Origin of the sequence: Bacillus sp. USDA818B3_A, from assembly GCF_009928415.1 — a bacterium.
Taxonomy (GTDB): domain Bacteria; phylum Bacillota; class Bacilli; order Bacillales; family Cytobacillaceae; genus Neobacillus.
The window spans coordinates 1-17,168 of record NZ_JAABNN010000027.1 but is presented as its reverse complement, the minus strand read 5'-3'; the positions used below and the strand labels follow the sequence as shown (position 1 = coordinate 17,168).

At 32.7% G+C, this 17,168-nt stretch carries 10 protein-coding genes and 1 pseudogene; 5 read left to right on the top strand and 6 right to left on the bottom strand.

Annotated features, from left to right (window positions below):
• Window positions 1-95 precede the first annotated feature (95 nt).
• The 4 genes from galU (at window position 96) to GXK58_RS24260 (ending at window position 8,871) form a co-directional block, all read left to right on the top strand.
• Window positions 96-980: a UTP--glucose-1-phosphate uridylyltransferase GalU gene (galU, locus tag GXK58_RS24275; RefSeq protein ID WP_160725749.1), complete on the top strand. Its 885-nt coding sequence runs from the start codon at window positions 96-98 to the stop codon at window positions 978-980.
• 254 nt (window positions 981-1,234) lie between these two features.
• Window positions 1,235-3,826 carry a CDP-glycerol glycerophosphotransferase family protein gene (locus GXK58_RS24270; protein WP_160725748.1) on the top strand — a complete coding sequence of 864 codons (2,592 nt, stop codon included), beginning with the start codon at window positions 1,235-1,237 and terminating at the stop codon, window positions 3,824-3,826.
• A 44-nt stretch (window positions 3,827-3,870) separates the two neighbouring features.
• The gene (locus GXK58_RS24265) at window positions 3,871-7,272 is read left to right on the top strand and encodes a CDP-glycerol glycerophosphotransferase family protein (RefSeq protein WP_160725747.1); all 3,402 of its coding nucleotides are present in this window, start codon (window positions 3,871-3,873) and stop codon (window positions 7,270-7,272) included.
• Between the two features lie 27 nt (window positions 7,273-7,299).
• A complete protein-coding gene (locus GXK58_RS24260; RefSeq protein ID WP_160725746.1) occupies window positions 7,300-8,871 on the top strand; it encodes a glycosyltransferase in 1,572 nt (523 codons plus the stop codon).
• Window positions 8,872-8,917: 46 nt separating this feature from the next.
• Here GXK58_RS24260 and GXK58_RS24255 read toward each other — a convergent pair whose 3' ends face one another.
• From GXK58_RS24255 to GXK58_RS24235, 5 genes are all read right to left on the bottom strand, one after another.
• Window positions 8,918-10,186 (bottom strand): glycosyl hydrolase family 28-related protein, encoded by a 1,269-nt coding sequence (locus GXK58_RS24255; RefSeq protein WP_160725745.1) that lies wholly within the window; start codon window positions 10,184-10,186, stop codon window positions 8,918-8,920.
• 218 nt (window positions 10,187-10,404) lie between these two features.
• Window positions 10,405-12,069, bottom strand: coding sequence for an accessory Sec system protein Asp2 (locus GXK58_RS24250; RefSeq protein ID WP_160725744.1), 1,665 nt, complete (start codon window positions 12,067-12,069; stop codon window positions 10,405-10,407).
• A 24-nt stretch (window positions 12,070-12,093) separates the two neighbouring features.
• Entirely contained in the window at window positions 12,094-12,900 is an 807-nt protein-coding gene (locus GXK58_RS24245; protein ID WP_160725743.1) for an ABC transporter permease, read from the bottom strand.
• Window positions 12,897-14,105 carry a CDP-glycerol glycerophosphotransferase family protein gene (locus GXK58_RS24240; RefSeq protein ID WP_160725742.1) on the bottom strand — a complete coding sequence of 403 codons (1,209 nt, stop codon included), beginning with the start codon at window positions 14,103-14,105 and terminating at the stop codon, window positions 12,897-12,899. Before GXK58_RS24240 ends, GXK58_RS24245 begins: the two co-directional genes overlap by 4 nt.
• 3 nt (window positions 14,106-14,108) lie before the next feature.
• Window positions 14,109-15,407, bottom strand: coding sequence for a CDP-glycerol glycerophosphotransferase family protein (locus tag GXK58_RS24235; RefSeq protein WP_237389769.1), 1,299 nt, complete (start codon window positions 15,405-15,407; stop codon window positions 14,109-14,111).
• Between the two features lie 313 nt (window positions 15,408-15,720).
• Between GXK58_RS24235 and GXK58_RS24230 the strand changes: the two genes are divergently transcribed.
• On the top strand, window positions 15,721-16,506 hold the full coding sequence (locus tag GXK58_RS24230; protein ID WP_160725741.1) for a WecB/TagA/CpsF family glycosyltransferase: 786 nt from the start codon (window positions 15,721-15,723) through the stop codon (window positions 16,504-16,506).
• 282 nt (window positions 16,507-16,788) lie between these two features.
• Here GXK58_RS24230 and GXK58_RS24225 read toward each other — a convergent pair.
• Window positions 16,789-17,168 (bottom strand): annotated as a pseudogene (locus GXK58_RS24225) (phospho-sugar mutase); the annotation flags it as partial.

Here is a 17,168-nt window from a genome sequence, read left to right as displayed (position 1 = left end):
ATAGGATTTTATTCCTATTTATATTTACAACTTTTTCAATTTCATTTAGACTTAATAATGTCAAATTATGCAGAAAAATGGAGTGGGGTACTAAGGTGAAAAAAGTTAGAAAAGCAATTATACCTGCTGCTGGATTAGGGACACGCTTCCTGCCAGCTACGAAAGCTATGCCAAAAGAAATGTTACCAATTGTAGATAAACCAACCATTCAATATATCGTGGAAGAAGCCATTCAATCCGGTATTGAAGATATTATTATTGTAACCGGAAAGTCAAAACGCGCCATTGAAGACCACTTTGATAATACACCAGAATTAGAGCAAAACTTGCTGGAGAAGGAAAAGTATAGCTTATTGGAAAAAGTTAATTATGTTTCTAACCTTGCAGATATTCATTATATTAGACAGAAGGAACCTAAAGGCTTAGGACATGCTGTATGGTGTGCTAGAAATTTCATCGGTGATGAGCCGTTTGCTGTACTACTAGGTGATGATATTGTCCAAGGTCAAGTGCCTTGTCTTAAACAATTAATTAACCAATATGAGGAAACTCATTCCTCCGTGATTGGCGTCCAGACCGTTCCAGATGATGAAACGAATCGTTATGGAATTATCGATCCTCTAGCCCAGGAAGGACGTCGCTATCAGGTAAATAATTTTGTCGAAAAGCCAAAAAAGGGTACGGCTCCTTCAAATCTAGCCATAATGGGGCGGTATGTATTAACACCTGAAATCTTCATGTTTCTAGAAAATCAACAAACTGGAGCAGGCGGGGAAATTCAACTTACCGATGCCATACAGCAACTAAACAATATTCAGCGTGTATTTGCCTACGATTTTGAAGGTAAAAGATATGATGTGGGTGAGAAGATTGGTTTTGTCAAAACGACCATCGATTTTGCCCTGCAAGACAAAGATCTTCGACATGATGTTTTGGAATTTCTAAATGAAATTCTAAAAAAAGAAAGTGTTACAAATTAATACTGCTTTAGCTGTTTAGGTTCTTTACCCTTTTTCTTGAGGAAAAAGGGTTTTTCCTGTATAGCAATTTCAACCTAGGTAAAATTTATAAGATGAGTATATTCTTGCTCAATTCATCCTTTAAATGCAAGATATAGCAAATTTTCGCATTATTATCATCATTTTCTGCCGAATAAGGGATAATAATGTTAAAATATGTAGTGTTTCTTAAATAGCTTGAACATTTTATTACGGAAGGAAGGGGGGAGTAGCAGGTGAGAAAATTATTGTTATCAGATATAGATATTAAAAACGGAAACTTCACAGGTTCGATAAAAGTAAATAAAAACCACTGTTTAAAAAGTGAAATAAAAGTTACCTTAGTCCATAAAACATTAAAAGAGCGCAAAGTTATCGAAGCAAAAATAACCAAATTAAATAAAGAGGAATTATACTTTTCGCTCCCTTTACATACTATTGATTTTCCGAATCCACGGAATAACGTAGAAATACTTAATATCTATGTTTCACTTTCAAACAATGAAAACTATATGTTGGTTCCCCAATCCAACACCTTAAGAAATAAAATCACCTATTCCTTACCATACCAAGTCCCAAATGGGAATCAATTACATTTTTTTATCAAAGGAAGCCAGCTTGCTCTTGCATACGGGAATCCATTAAAGATTTATCAAGGCCTGAAAAAAGAGAAAACCATCATAAGAGACGTTGAGCTTAACTTACTAGACAATACCTTATCTTTTTTTATAATAGCACCAGCCATGCAAACGTCACAATTAGTTTTAGTTGAACGAGGTTCAAAGACAGAGTGGCATCCTGACGCAGCAACAACCACTATTGACGGGAAACAGCAAATAAAGATTAATTTGAATTCATTTATTAAAGCCTACTATAATCAACCATCTCGATGGGACTTCTTTATTGAAACAACCAATAACTTTGGTATAAGCGGAAGAAGTCAACTAGGGCTCTTCGACCAAGAGCCTGTTTCTAAATACAAAAGGTATCTTGATTCAATACCAACTGAAGGGATACATGTCGTTACTCCATATATAACAGAGAAAAATGGTTTTGCATTAGTCATAAGAGAACCTTTTCACTTAGCAAATGAAAAATTAGAATCGCACTTAAAAGTTATCAGATTTCATATGGTAGATAAGATTATAGAAGGTACGCTAAATCTTCAGCTTCCGAATGTTAGCTCATTTACTGTGAAATCCTTAGTATTAAAATACAGAAGCAAAACCGAGCCTATCCAGTATAACTTTCCAATTTCTGATGAAAAGGTGTCACAAACAAAAAGTATAATAAAATTTTCAATTGATATTTCATCCCTTGAACTGCAAAATTACTATTGGGATTTTTACCTGCTCGTTAATGTTAATCACAATGATTATATGATTCGCTTAAATAACCCCGCAGGTAATGTAAGAAGTCATTTAAATAAGAAATCAATTAGACAATCCTATATTTACGATAATGGGTATTGGGTTTATCCCTATATCACTGCAGCCAATACAATCGCATTACTTTATAAAGAAAAAGAGGTATACGAAACCTCTTTCAATTACTTTAAAGAAACGCTTGCGTATTATATTTATATATTGTTTAAGTGGTATTTCGATAAGAGAAATATTTGGCTCGGATTTGAGAAATTTGCTGATAGTGCTCAAGACAATGGTTTTTACTTTTTTCAGTATTGTTATCAAAAAGGTAAGAAAAAGGACTTTTACTATATCATAAAAAAGGATTCCCCTGATTATCATAACTTGGAATCCATGAATGATAAAGTCATCCAATATATGAGCTTTAAATATATGATTTATCTATTTGCAGCAAAATTGTTGATTTCCTCTGAATCAAAGGGTCATGTTTATGATATACGCACCCAAAAGGGCCTATTAAAAAGATCCATTAATCAAAAGCGCCAAGTGTTCTTACAACATGGCGTAATTGGTTTAAAGCGAGTGGACCAAGTATTTAAAAAAACAAGTAATAATGCAGTGGATTTATTTGTCGTTTCCTCCGAACACGAAAAGGAAATTATTAAGAAAAATTTTGGATATAAAGATGAGGAAATTATTATTACCGGCCTAAGTCGTTGGGATGTTTTATTTGATCAATCTGGGGGCCAATCAACTATATTATTAATGCCCACTTGGAGATCTTGGATGGATGATCTGCCAGAAGAGAAATTTGTTACAACCGAATACTATAAACAATATTTTTCTCTTTTAAATTCTCCTGATCTAAAGGGAATTCTCACCCAGCATAATATCTATCTTAACTTCTTTATTCATCCAAAGTTTAAGGAGTATATTAAACAATTTACCAGTAATAATAACCGAATTAAAATATATCAGTTTGGTGAAATACAGTTAAATAAATTATTAATGCGTTCATCTTTATTAGTTACTGATTATTCTAGCGTCTCGTGGGATATGTATTATCAGAAAAAACCCGTCATCTTTTTTCAATTTGATCTTTCGGAGTATGTTAAATATCAGGGAAGCTATATTGATTTGGAAAGAGATTTATTTGGTGATGGGGCTTATACAGCAGAACAGCTTATTTCGCTAATTAAAAGTTATGCAGAAAGAAATTTTCAAGAAAAGGAAAAATATGCACAATTACGAACGAAATATTTTAAATTCACAGATCATAATAATTCCAATCGAATTTATCAGGAAATTTTGAAAAATGCTGAGCGGTTAAATAAAAAAAAGCGAGGAATGTTTCTACTCGATTCCTCCCTCATTCGAACATTATGGACACTTTCTAAGAAGAACCCAGTTCTCTTTAAAGCGGCAAATCGTATAAAGAATATCCTTACAGATATTAAATAGTAATAGGGAGTTTACAACAAAGATTAACAGTAGGGAGCATTATAATGAAAAAAATTACTTTAACAAGATATGATTTGAAAAATAACTTTTTAATTATGGATTGTGAAGCCGAAAAAGACTTTGAACCCACTATGATTCACTTAACGGATCGGGAATCCAAATTATCAATCGAACTTGAATTTTTGCTAGAGCAAAATGGAAATTTAGCTTCAATAAAATTTGACCTAAGTAAAATTCCATATAAAAAAGATGAAAGAAACATACTCGATGTGTTTTTGGTTAATCAAGATGGGACCCTATACAGACCTATGTATACTGATATTCCATCCGATCAAGATGAGTCTCGATATCTTAGCGAAGTTTTTGCAGTTAATTATAAAACGAGTGTGGTTCCATATCTAACTAAAAAAGGAGAATTGTCTATCCTTTATGGGGATAGCTTAAGAATCACAAATGCATTTGCTAAAACTTATTCCAGTAAAATAACAGCTATAGAACTAAATTTTACTGGAAGCAAAGCTTTTATCACCTTCCCAAGGTATGTTAATCAGAATCTAGATTTCAAGGAATTTTTTGTAACATTGGTGGATCGGAAACATAAAAAGAAATCCATCATTTTACCTTATGAAATTATTGAGACCTCAATTGATAATATAAAACTAGAGGTAAATTTGAATATAAATTTTTCCAAAGATCACAGGTACGATTTGTACATTGAACAAAAAATAAAACACTCCATCATTAAACGGAGAGTTGGAATTGCCTTTCCTGGCCAAATGTCCCATCAACAGGTTTTCTATAAACCTATCCAGACATCAATTGAGACGATTGTTCCTTATTTAACCACTAATGGCGAACTAACCTTCTGGGGCTATAATAAGATTTCTTCCCTCCCCATAAATCGTTTGGATGTTGATACTGAGGGAAATTTAAAGGTAATGCTTTCCGATAACGTCATAAATCAATTTTTGGACAATCGAGTCAAACTTTATTTACGAAATAAGAAGCACAAAGGTGAAATCCTTTTTACTGGTACCATTGAGCTAAGTGAGGACTCCATACTGACACTAACCAATAAGAGTATGATAGCCACTTTTCAAAACATAAACGCTATGTCGGATTATGAATTAATTGCCAGATTCGAAACCTTCCCAGATCAAGATGTGGTAATTTTACCAACCGATGATGAATCTATACAAGAGGATACTTTTCTGAGTAATGTTTTTAAGTTTAAATTAGAGACGGCTTGGATAGCTGAAAATAAATTCCGGACATTTTCTCCTTTTAAACTAAAGGATTCGCAACTTCTTGTTCCATTTTTATCCGAAATGAACATTCTTGAATTCCGCATTGAAACAGAAGAAAGCTTTAAACAATTTGCTTATGAAAGTATACCTGTCAACTTTGATTTAAAGGATATAAAAATAAATAACAGTGCATTAAGATTACTATTCAACGAAACAGTTCATCATGCACATCAGATAACCCTGGGTTTTACAGCGAGAGGAAAAAAAGAGGTTTATGAATATGATTTAAATCTTGACCAAGAGGGATACCTTGTTTGTGTTTTGGACGACTTTATAGCAAGTGCAATCTCAGAAGACTCAAGATGGGATATATATTTGAAAGTTTTGCAAGGTGATTTGATATTAAAAGGAAAGGTCGGACTATTAAGCCAGAGTTTAAAACCAAAGCATCAAAGATATTTTCCTGCCATTACCAATCAAGTAATTACTGATACCAATAATGTTCTTGGATTTTACCTTACGAATAAAAATTATTTATCTTGTGTAATCAAACCATATAATAAACTTCTTTCAGAAAAGTATGAGTCAAAAATTCAACTAGTAACATTTGATATGAAAAAAAATCATGTCACGATTGGTGTTAACTTAACAATGGTTGACTTAGCCGACTTTGCTATAGATTCTTTAAAATTAGTATTGAGAGGGTCTGGAGAATCTCTAGAATACAAAATTAATCCTATACGTACAGATAAACTTGAAAATGGTGTTTATATACAAACTGTCATTAATGTAAATGCGTTTGAATTTCAACCATTTTACTGGGATCTATACATTGCTGTTCAAGCCGGTACTGAAATAGTAAATATTAGGGTGAAAAATCCCACATCCAATGTAAAAGTCGATATAAATAAACATTTAATAAAAAATCAATATAATTTCACTAACGGCTATATTATTTATCCCTATATAACTGTAAACAAAGAATTATCCTTTACCTATCGGCCAGAGGAAAAATACGAAACAAATTGGCATAAAATCAAGGAGGATTTAGCCTATTACACTTATCGTTTATTTAAGAAGTACTTTGATAAAAAGGATATTTGGATCGGTTTCGAAAAATTCTCACAAACTGCTCAGGATAATGGTTACTACTTCTTTAAGTATTGTTATGAAAATAATAAACACAAGAATTATTTCTATGTAATTGATAAAGATTCTAAGGATTTTAAGACCTTGGCTAAGCAAAAGGACAGGGTCCTTAAATTAAAGAGTTTTAAACACATGGTTTATACTTATGCAGCTAAATTATTTATTGCATCAGAATTAAAAGTCCATAGTGTGAATATCCGAGTTCAAAAAGGCCGATTAAAAAATGCGCTGGATAGAAAAAAAATAGTCTTTCTTCAACACGGCGTATTTGGATTAAAGCAAGCTCATACCGGCGGACTAAATAAAACTAAGAATAATGCAGTTGACTTATTTGTGGTCAGCTCCGACTATGAAAGAACCATCATTAAGGATTATTTTAATTATAAAAACAACGAAATTATCGTGACAGGTCTCGCACGTTGGGATGTATTAGAAGATAAATCACAACAGGTAGAAAAGAAAGAAATCTTTGTTATGCCAACATGGAGAACATGGTTAGAGGGGATGACACAAGAAGAGTTTCTAGCGACCGATTATTACAAGCACTATTTTGGCCTGTTAACTTCTGAGCGTTTACAGAAAATGGTTAGTGACCATAATATTCAGTTAAGTTTCTTTATCCATCCAAAGTTCAAAGAATATATTGGGAATTTTGAAATTGATAATCCTGATATAAATATTTATCAATTTGGGGATATCAAGGTTAACCAAAAGATTATGGAATCTTCCATTTTAGTCACCGATTATTCGAGCATTGCATGGGATATGTTCTATATGTCAAAACCTGTTCTCTTTTATCAGTTCGATATTGATGAATATAATCAATATGAAGGCAGCTATATTAACATGGAAACAGAATTATTTGGTGACCGAGCTTTCACAGTGGATGGAATGGTTGATTTAATTGATGAATACATTCAACGAGACTTTACTGAGAAAGAGAAATTTAAACCTTATCGTGCTAAGCATATTAAATATCACGACAGACAAAATTCAGAGAGGATTTTCAAAGAAATAAAGAAACATAAAAAAGTACTATATAAAAAATAATCTTACTTATTGTGAAGAGGGGCTTATATGTTAGAATCGGAACACACTAATCACACTGCTTTTCCCGATGGGAATTACTTTTTTGTTACATCGAAATTCGGTGAGAGCTTCGGGGGATTAACCTCCTCTATGTTTCAAAGAGGAAGATTATTTGGTCAATATGCCAATGTTCATTCCACAGTTGTTACATTTAATTATAATCCCAATTATGGATCTGTTATTGACAATTTAAGAGATAGAAAAATCATGTCAAATAGTATTCATTTTATTAATTTATATGACTATTTCCGTCGTGAATCGGTTCAGTACGAGAAAAAAGAGAATAAAGTCGAGGAAGAAGGATTAGTCTATCACCAGCAAGGAACAAACATCTATAGGTTTTTTTACAACGGCCTATATAAAAAGTACAAAAGATTCGACCAAGAAGGAAACTTAAAAGTGGTTCATCACTTTAATGAGAACAGATATCGATATAAAACTGATGAATATGACAATATGGGTTATATTCATCGTACTCATTATTATGATTTATTTAGTCCTGATATTGTTAGACAAACTATCTTTTATCGAAAAAATGGTTCTGCATATATGACGAAGTGGTTTAAGTTAGTGGACAATGAAAACCAAGTAGAAAGAATCCAAATCTATGACCAAAGTGGTGAAATAATTACAGTATTAGATAGTGACTTACAGATGCAGCATTATTTTCTTGATATTTTGACTAATAACGAAGAGAAAAATTTTATTATTTCTGAAGCACGAGCTGCTGATCCAATTATCATGTCCTATAAAAACAAACATGCGTTTAAAATATTCATGACGCATGATGTACATTTAGAAAAGCCTAGGAATTTTGATTCTCCTTTACTTAAGGAAAATAAAGAGGTTTTTGAAAATATCGATAAACCTGATGCCATTGTCATTTTAACAAATAAACAAAAAAGCGATATTGTGTCTCGATACGGAGAAAAGTCAAATTTCTTTTTAATTCCACATGCTTATAAAGATGCACCACAATTAAATGATGAAACCATTCCTAAAGATATGAAAAAAGCTGTATTAATAGGGCGGCTTGCTCCTCAAAAGCAAATTGATCATGCCATTTTGGCATTTTCTAAAGTACTTGAGACTTTACCTGACGTAAAATTGGAGATTTACGGGACTGGCAAAGATGAAGAAAAATTAACTAAATTAATAAAAAAGAAAAAGGTACAAAAAAATGTTCGCCTAATGGGTTTTACTAATAACCCTTCTAATGTATACAAGAGCGCTGCTTTTTCTGTATTATCCAGTGACCACGAAGGATTTGGGTTGGTCATATTAGAAAGTTTATCTGTTGGTTGTCCTGTTATTTCATATGATTTAAAATACGGCCCAAGTGATATGATTATTGATGGCACTAACGGATTTCTAGTAAAGGATAAAGATATTGATGCCTTAGCTGAAAAAATTATTTATGCCTTTGACAACCCTGTATTAATCGAGGAAATGTCTAAACATGCAAGTGAAGTGACTTCAAAGTTTAGTGAAGAACATTTTATCGAAAATTGGGGAAAATTATTCCGTCAAGTATCGGCTAAAGAAAACTTAGAAAAATAGGAACAAAAAAACTACCTGGTTTAGTTATCAGGTAGTTTTTTTCACATTAATGAGAAAGATTAAGCGTATAAAAAGAGTTATCCGCTGAATAAATATGTCCTTCAAAATCTTCACTTTTTCCATCCAGCTTAATCGATGATCCCTCTTTACCAAGAAAATGGTTTTCTTTTATTTCATATTCAGATACTAGAAGATTTCCATAACCCTGATGGTGCTCACCATTATTTAAATAGTAATATTTTCCACTACTATCTATTTGGATTCCTAGAACACAATCGTAGAAGTAATTACCTGTTATCATGATATTTTCCCAATTGTGTCCCCTTATAGCTGCATATGTCATCCTTTCAAATGTATTATTAAAGATTTGGATGTTAGAATATGGTTTATTCAATGCAGCTGAATGGCTGCCAATTCCTACTCCCCAAGCCTTCATACCCTTTTCATTAGAATTTCCAAAATAATTATTGTCTACCACCATATTAGTGGTAACCGTTAGGTCCACACTGCCGAATCTTCGAAACGCCAAATCTGAAACCATACCATCAATTTGAATAGCTTCTGTATACTCATTCCCGTTCCTAGAACCAAGGAAATTGTTATCTCGGATGATGATATTTTTATTTCCAGAGGAATCCACGGCATGTCCTGCATAGACATTCTTTACATTTGTATGTTGGATGATAATATTTTCTCCATGCGCAAAACCAAAGACAGATGGGGTTCTTTGTTTCGAGCTTTCACCCCTAGCATCCCATACCCCACCATCTACTATAATATTAGAATTTCCACCGTACTTCTTATATGTGGCATTAAATTCACCATTTATTAGCATGATATCATCGTGCTTATCCGATTTCCGTAATATGGTGTCAGGATCCGTATAAAGCCACGTATTGCTGTAGATATGGAGTGTATCCTTTAACGTATATTTACCTTTTGGAATTATAACCTTAATGGATGTTTTTGAATCTTTAGCCAGATTTAATGCCTTCTGGATTTGTTTACTTGGATTACTGCCTTTTGGAAAACTCACCTTTACTATTTTATAATCCTTTTCAAATAGTTTTAAAACGTTATCTTCGAAAGAATTATTGATGGTAGTAGGTTCTAGTGAGATTTGATTATTTGAGGGGTTGGATTCTGCTTGACTGTTACTCTTTTTAGAGGGACTTGTACTATCACTTTTTTTTTGACTAGAACTTGTACTTTTACTTATTTTTTGGCTAGAACTTGTACTTGTATGGGAATGAAGTAGATACATGCCATAAATTAAGCATATACACAATAAAACCATTGAAACTATTTTTTTCATACTAATACTTCCTTAATTTGTGAGTTTCTAATAGTAAAAACGAATTAGATAACCACTATTCTAAACAATATTCTATATAAAGTATATGGTTAAAAGGAATGAATCTGTTACAAGAACGTACAAGAATTATGCGGTAAATTCTGGAGTTTAAGGCAAAAAAAATAAAGGGAAGCTTCTTTCAGTCCCCTTTATCCCTGACTTAAATTTTTTAGGTCGCTTTAACGGCTTAAAATATCATGTTGAATTTTTCCCTTTGCCCATCCGCCAACATGCTTTATTAGGTCATTATGACCTTCTCCATCCTTCCAATCAATCGAATAACTTATTTGCTTCTCCTCTAAGGTCTTTCTAAAGTCATCGAAATAAGGCTGAGTGAGACTATCCTTTTCTATTAACATAAAATAAATTTTAGGATAGGAAGGAGCAGATTGTATCGCATTGATTATCATATTATCAAGATATTCTACATTCTCTATCGTTGGTTCGCCTACAATATAGTTTAATGCACTTGCTGGCCACTGCGAGTTCTGATTTAATCGTTTTCCCCATCTTAGTGTAGGACCACTAGCTAGAATGACCCCAGCACCGATTTTAAACCCATAATATAAAGCTACACCGCCACCTTTGGAGTTCCCAAGTGTAATGATATTTTCTCTTGGGATATTATACATTTCGGCGTATCGATTAATAATTTTTATAATATTTTCCTGAAGAGCTTGGCTCTTATTTCTGCCTTGATAAAAGCTTCCTGTTGTAGCATAGTCATCTAAAAAGTATAATTTGTGTACGGATACATTCCGTAAAACACCTAGGAACTCATATTCAGCTCTGCTTACTTTAACCCCGCTAAAACAAATAACTAAATGGTTAGCTTTAGGGGCTTTCGTAAATTGATAGGTGACAGGTTCGCTATTATCAAAGTACTCAATTTGGTCAAAGGATGATACAAATCCTTTTTGACGGTATCGCCTTATTTTAATATATTCAAAAATGGCTTCCCCAGATCCCAGAAGCCTTATCCCCATTCTGTAGTAATTATAATTTTCTGGCACAGTTATAAGCGAATTTCCATCCTCCACTTTTTGACTGCTAATTACTTTATCATTACTGCCATAGAAATTAAAAATGATTCTCGTATTAAAATCATTTTTAATAAAGGTAGGTAAAACTTCATATGTTGCACCTTTTTTCAACTTCGGTACTCTCTTAACTGTTTTCCCTGAGATAGGATTCGTGTAATTGCTCCAAAAAGCAAGTTGATGCCACTCTAGATGGGTCATGCTTTTAAACTTTGTAATATATCCTCCATGGAACTCTAAGACACTGTCCCACGTTCTCCTAAGGAAATCTTCATGCCATAACTGTACTTTAAATACTTCCTGTGTCTTATCATAATCATTAAATAAGTTTTTATAAAACTTTATGAAGTAAGAATCTATATCCAAATTCTCAATATCCTTCATAAGTATTGTTTCAATTTCATATTCAAAAAATTGTTTTAATTTCTCATATTGCTCATTTAACTCTTTATTATATTTTTTCCATTTCTCATTATCAGGAAGCTGACTTTGAAAATAATAAACCTCATGCAGAAGTAGTTTATGACGCGGAACGATATCCTGCACAATGGTAAGAAATTTTTTGATTGGCTGCATCCTGGTAAAAAAGTCTAATATATGAACTCTATTTGTTGGTTCCAAAGGTTTTTCTTTAATTAGATCTATAATAATGTAGTCGACTTTAGATAGCTCTTCTTTCAAGCTTTCTAACTTTTCAGTCTCGGCATCCAGAATTTCGGTGATCGTGTATGCATTCACCAAGTGTACATTTTTATTGCTTACTTCAGATAATTTCAATCCTTCACCAAGATTTATTATATCCAACAGTCTTTCCCTCTTCCTCTTTTTTTATAAATAATCGACAAAGTTCTTTTTGAATTTCATATGAAGAATAGAGCCAATTAGAAGCAGAATAAATGTTAATAACCACATATAGAGCGTGTACCTTCCATTTTCAATAAAATACCAGCCTGTTCCTAATAAAGTGGATCTATATCCTTCAATAATGTAATAAAATGGATTTATCTTCAAAAAATGCAGAACTGTCGGCGGTAATTTCTCATTGGACCATAAGATGGGCGAGAGATACATTAATACTCGAACAATAGCAGGTAAAACCATTTGGATATCACGAATAATGGTAGATAGTGTCGATGTAATTAAAGAAATAGCCATTAGTAATAATAAGCATAAAATCATAAAATAGGGTAGTTGAATTAAATATATTGTTGGAGAATAACCATAAAAAGAAAGTAATCCCATTATAATTATTACAAGCATCACATGATGATAGAACCTGGAAAATATAACAAATGAAGGAATTACACTCATTGGAAAATTCATTTTTGCAATAACTTTAATCCTTGAGTACACTGACTTTGATCCTTGTATAATAGCTTGTGATATAAAGAACCATACTGAGATTCCTGAAAGCATCCATGGCAAAAAGTCTATACCACCTACCGGTTTCCCGCCCCTAATACCTAATCCGAACACAAGCCAGTAAATACCAATAAGAATCATCGGATTTAAAATTTCCCATAACATACCTAGATAATTATTATTATTATTACTCTTTAATTGGAATACTGAAAGTCTAATTATCAGATAAAAATTTGTAACATTCTCTTTTACAATTTGAATTAATGATTTCATTCTGATGCCCTTTCCAAAAAAACGCTTTTTACGACCCTCTTTGTTGAAAAACCATCCTCAAGGTGACAAAACTTTTGATGAAATTTTATTATGGCTTCTGAAGGTTGTCTTCCTTCCTTGATTGCCTGCTGTATGGCAACAACTAATTGCTCCATCGTCTTAACTAGCGGGCCAGGGGCCTCCTTTTCCAAATCAAAGTAAAATCCCCTTAAATGGTCTCGGTAGGTTTCAAAATCATAAGTATAAAAAATAATCGGTCGTTTCAAACATAGAAAATCAAAAAACACCGATGAGTAATCGGTTATTAGTAAATCACTTATTATATACAGTTCCCTTATATCATCATAACTAGATAAATCATACACAAAATTCTTATAAGCTGAAATATCGACTCGATTCGCAATTAAATAATGCAATCTTAACAATATCACACACTCTTCACCAAGAGCATCCCTGAGTTGTTCAAAATCAATCTTGAGTGAAAATTTGTACTTGCCTATTCCGTAATATTCGTTATCGCGCCAGGTTGGTGCATATAGGATAACTTTTTTATGCTTTGGAATTCCTAATTCGTCCTTAATTTTGTCATCAGCCGACTTAGTATTTTGTTGTTTTAGAAAATCATTCCGAGGGTAGCCGGTCTCAAGAATCTTGCTTCTGTCATATTTAAACGCACGCTCAAATATTGCCGTTGAATAGGCATTAGGTGAGATTAGATAATCCCAGTTTTGTGCCTCTTTATAGAAGGCTTCCTTATACCTTTTTGTCGTTGTTCCCGGCATATAGATTTCATCCATATCACCAGCTAACTTCTTAAGCGGAGTACCATGCCATGTCTGCAAATAGATAGTATGCCTTGGTTTTTTGATCCAATAAGGCATTCTGCTGTTTATCACCCAATAATTAGCCCGTGGCATAACAAATAGCCATTTAATTGAGAAACGATTGATAAACGGTATGTTATCCTCCAGATATCTTCGCTTCTGTTTTTTATCTATACTCCAAAGTAGTTGATAATTTGGGTAATATTCTCGTAAATATTCATAAATAGCTCTAGGATTATCACTATATTGTTTACCCAGGAAGCTTTCGAAGATGATTAAATTTTTCTTAATTGGAAAAAAACCAATTAAATTAAACAATGTGTGATACAACTTATAAACAATTTTTCTCGGCTCACGTAAGACCTTTGTAAACTTCTTCACATTCTACCTCCAAATTGACTTGCCAGTAGGTGTTACATCTAGTTGATTTACTTGGCTAGCAGGAGCTACCTCTAATTGGGCTATGATATACTGGACAAGATTTCCTGACGATTTTCCATTCGAATAACGATTCCATCGATTTGAAAACTCATAAACCTGTCCAAGGTCAAATTGATCCCGCTTCAAGCGGTTAATTATTTCCTCTGTTTTAAACACAACCGGTCCAGGAACCTGTTCGATGTAATTAGGTATAACCCCTCTTTGTAACTGATATTCTTCTAAGTCATAAGGGTAAAAAATCATTGGTTTATTTAATAAAGCAAACTCAAAGGGAATGGAGGAATAGTCAGTTATCAAATAATCAGTTACCACCAATAGTTCATTTATTCCTTTATATTTGGAAAAGTCATATAAAAATTCAGGATATAGAGTCTGTAAATCACTATTATATTTCACAGCCGGATGCAATTTTATGAGTAAAACATAATCTTCTTTTAATTCACTGTACATTTTTTCTATATCGAGCTCAAATTTAAAATGATCAAGTTGAGTGTCTCGAAATGTAGGTGCATAGAGAATGACTTTTTTATCCTTCAAGAATGGGTGTTCTTTATATAAGAGAGACTTTACCTTTTCTTGATTGTCTTCTTCATAAAAAAAGTCCGTTCTCGGAATTCCCATCCGTAAGATATTTTCAGATGGAACATCAAAGCACTCCATAAAAATATCCGCCATTTCTTCTGAACCGACAACTATTTTATTAAATTTTTCATAAACCTTTTTAAACCGTTTTATGGCAGCATTTCGTCTATTTGAAGTCGACTTATCTTTTAAACCGAATTTTTTTAATGCTCCAGCAGCATGCCAAACTTGGAAACATTCTACATTTCGTTTGAATTTAATCGAAGATAAAAAGGCAAAATAATTATCAACAATTACTACTTTTGCCGTTGCAAGATGATAGATTGATTGAAACCAAAAAAACACTTTGGGCGCTTCAAATGGAATAATTTTTGTATCAGGAAGTTTTGATTGAAGGTTCTTCAACAGTGATGGCTTACATAAAAAGACAATTTCAAAGGGTACGTTGCGCATTACCATTTCTTGATGAATGTAATAGGCATTTTCCTCAAAGGAAACAACAAAAACAACTTTTTGCTTTTGGGGGCTTAAAGAAAAGAAGAAAAAGACACACTTAAAAAGTAATAAATAAGTAGCAATGACGACTTCTTTGATTTCTAATACGTTAAATCGGCTTAAATGTACTAGGCCAAAAGTGCCATTCGTTAGAATCCTTTTCAATTACTCTACCCCCTATACGATAAATTTCCCTATTATATTAGTTTACTAGTTTCCTATAAGTATTGTAGTATTTTATAAAAAAATGTCAATATCCATTGAGGAATTGTAAATTTGTGTTAGATGCTGACTAATAAGTGAATTTTATGTTACAATTATACTAGTTTTGTATAAATAAATAGCTTTACTTAGATGATTTATTTCTAAATATTGTAATGATATAAATTCACTCTAATTATGGTCATTAGAATATTTCAATAAATATTTTCGAACAATAACTTTACATTCGCTTTTTCGAATTGGGAGATAAAAAATTATGCTTAATTATCAGCAAGTACTCGGATACAATTTTGTCAATAATAGCATGAATGAACTTGTTAGTGTTGTTCATACACGGATTATTAACGACCAAAAAACGTTCATTGTAACTGCTAATCCGGAAATTGTTACTTATGCACAATCCAATGCTTCCTATGAGAGAATAATAAAAAAGTCTGATTACGTAATACCAGATGGAATAGGAATTGTTTTTGCTTCCAAAATATTGGGTAAGCCTCTCCAGGAAAGACTTGCAGGATTCGACCTGATGGAAAAACTCCTTAAATTAGCTAATGAAAATCATTATAGTGTATACCTATTAGGCACAAAGCCTCACGTTATTGATTTAACCGCTTTGAATATTAAGAGGAAGTACGGCAATATTAACATTGTTGGTTATCACCATGGTTACTTTAAATCTGAGCAAGCCCAAGAAGATATCATTAATGTGATAAAAAAAAGAAAGCCCGACCTCGTTTTTGTCGGCCTTGGTTTTCCTAAACAGGAAAAATGGATTGCACAAAATCTCCATGAATTCGAGAAGGGGATTTTTATGGGAATAGGAGGTTGTCTTAACGTCTGGGCAGGTGTGGATAAACGGGCTCCAAAGTTCTGGCGCACCCTTAATCTTGAATGGCTTTATCGTTTAATTAGGCAGCCATCTAGATCCAAGCGAATGTTTGCTATTCCTGTATTTTTAAATCGCGTGTTTAGACACGAGTTACGTAACAACTCCTTCTTTGCAAGAACATTGAAATTCTTTGATTTTTTAAAGAATCATTAAATTATACTAATAAAATGCGACTTTAACTAAAAGTGAATACTAAGTCGACTATTTATTCTTATAAAAGCAAGACTTTTTTAAATCATGGTAATTGATAATATTTATTCCTATAATAAAAAAGGTATATTCCTCTTTAGTAATGAGAAATATACCTTTTTTATTATCTAGTTCAGTTAAAAAACTCAGTTGATTGGAGCAAAAATTAACAGCCTACTTTAACTGGGACCTACTATTAAGTAGAATTTTTTAGCTTTCCTCACTAATAGCAACCGTTTTCTTTAATTATTTCATTTGAACCATTTTGACTTTTTTATCAACCAATTCCATAAAATCTTTTTCAATAGTTTGCAGTTTTTGCTTGCTCTCTGCCAAACTTGAACTGTTTACACCAAAGTAGAATTTTACTTTTGGCTCTGTTCCAGATGGACGTAAACATACCCATGAACCATCTTCAAAAATATATTTCAAAACATTCGACTTTGGCATTTGAATCACTTGTTCGTCATCTTTTGTTACTCGGATACTTGTCTGATAATCCTCACTGGCAAGTGTATTCATGAATCCTAAGTTTTTTAACGGCTCACTGCGGAACGAGGCTAACAGGCGCTGAATCATTTCTGCCCCTTCTTTTCCTTTTAATGTCAATGAACGAAGCCCTTCTT

Excerpts from the sequence above, each read along its gene's own strand:
- GXK58_RS24260 (WP_160725746.1), top strand. The coding sequence starts at position 7,300 with ATGTTAGAATCGGAACACACTAATCACACTGCTTTTCCCGATGGGAAT.
- GXK58_RS24245 (WP_160725743.1), bottom strand. The coding sequence starts at position 12,900 with ATGAAATCATTAATTCAAATTGTAAAAGAGAATGTTACAAATTTTTAT.
- GXK58_RS24230 (WP_160725741.1), top strand. The coding sequence starts at position 15,721 with ATGCTTAATTATCAGCAAGTACTCGGATACAATTTTGTCAATAATAGC.
- GXK58_RS24265 (WP_160725747.1), top strand. The coding sequence starts at position 3,871 with ATGAAAAAAATTACTTTAACAAGATATGATTTGAAAAATAACTTTTTA.
- GXK58_RS24255 (WP_160725745.1), bottom strand. The coding sequence starts at position 10,186 with ATGAAAAAAATAGTTTCAATGGTTTTATTGTGTATATGCTTAATTTAT.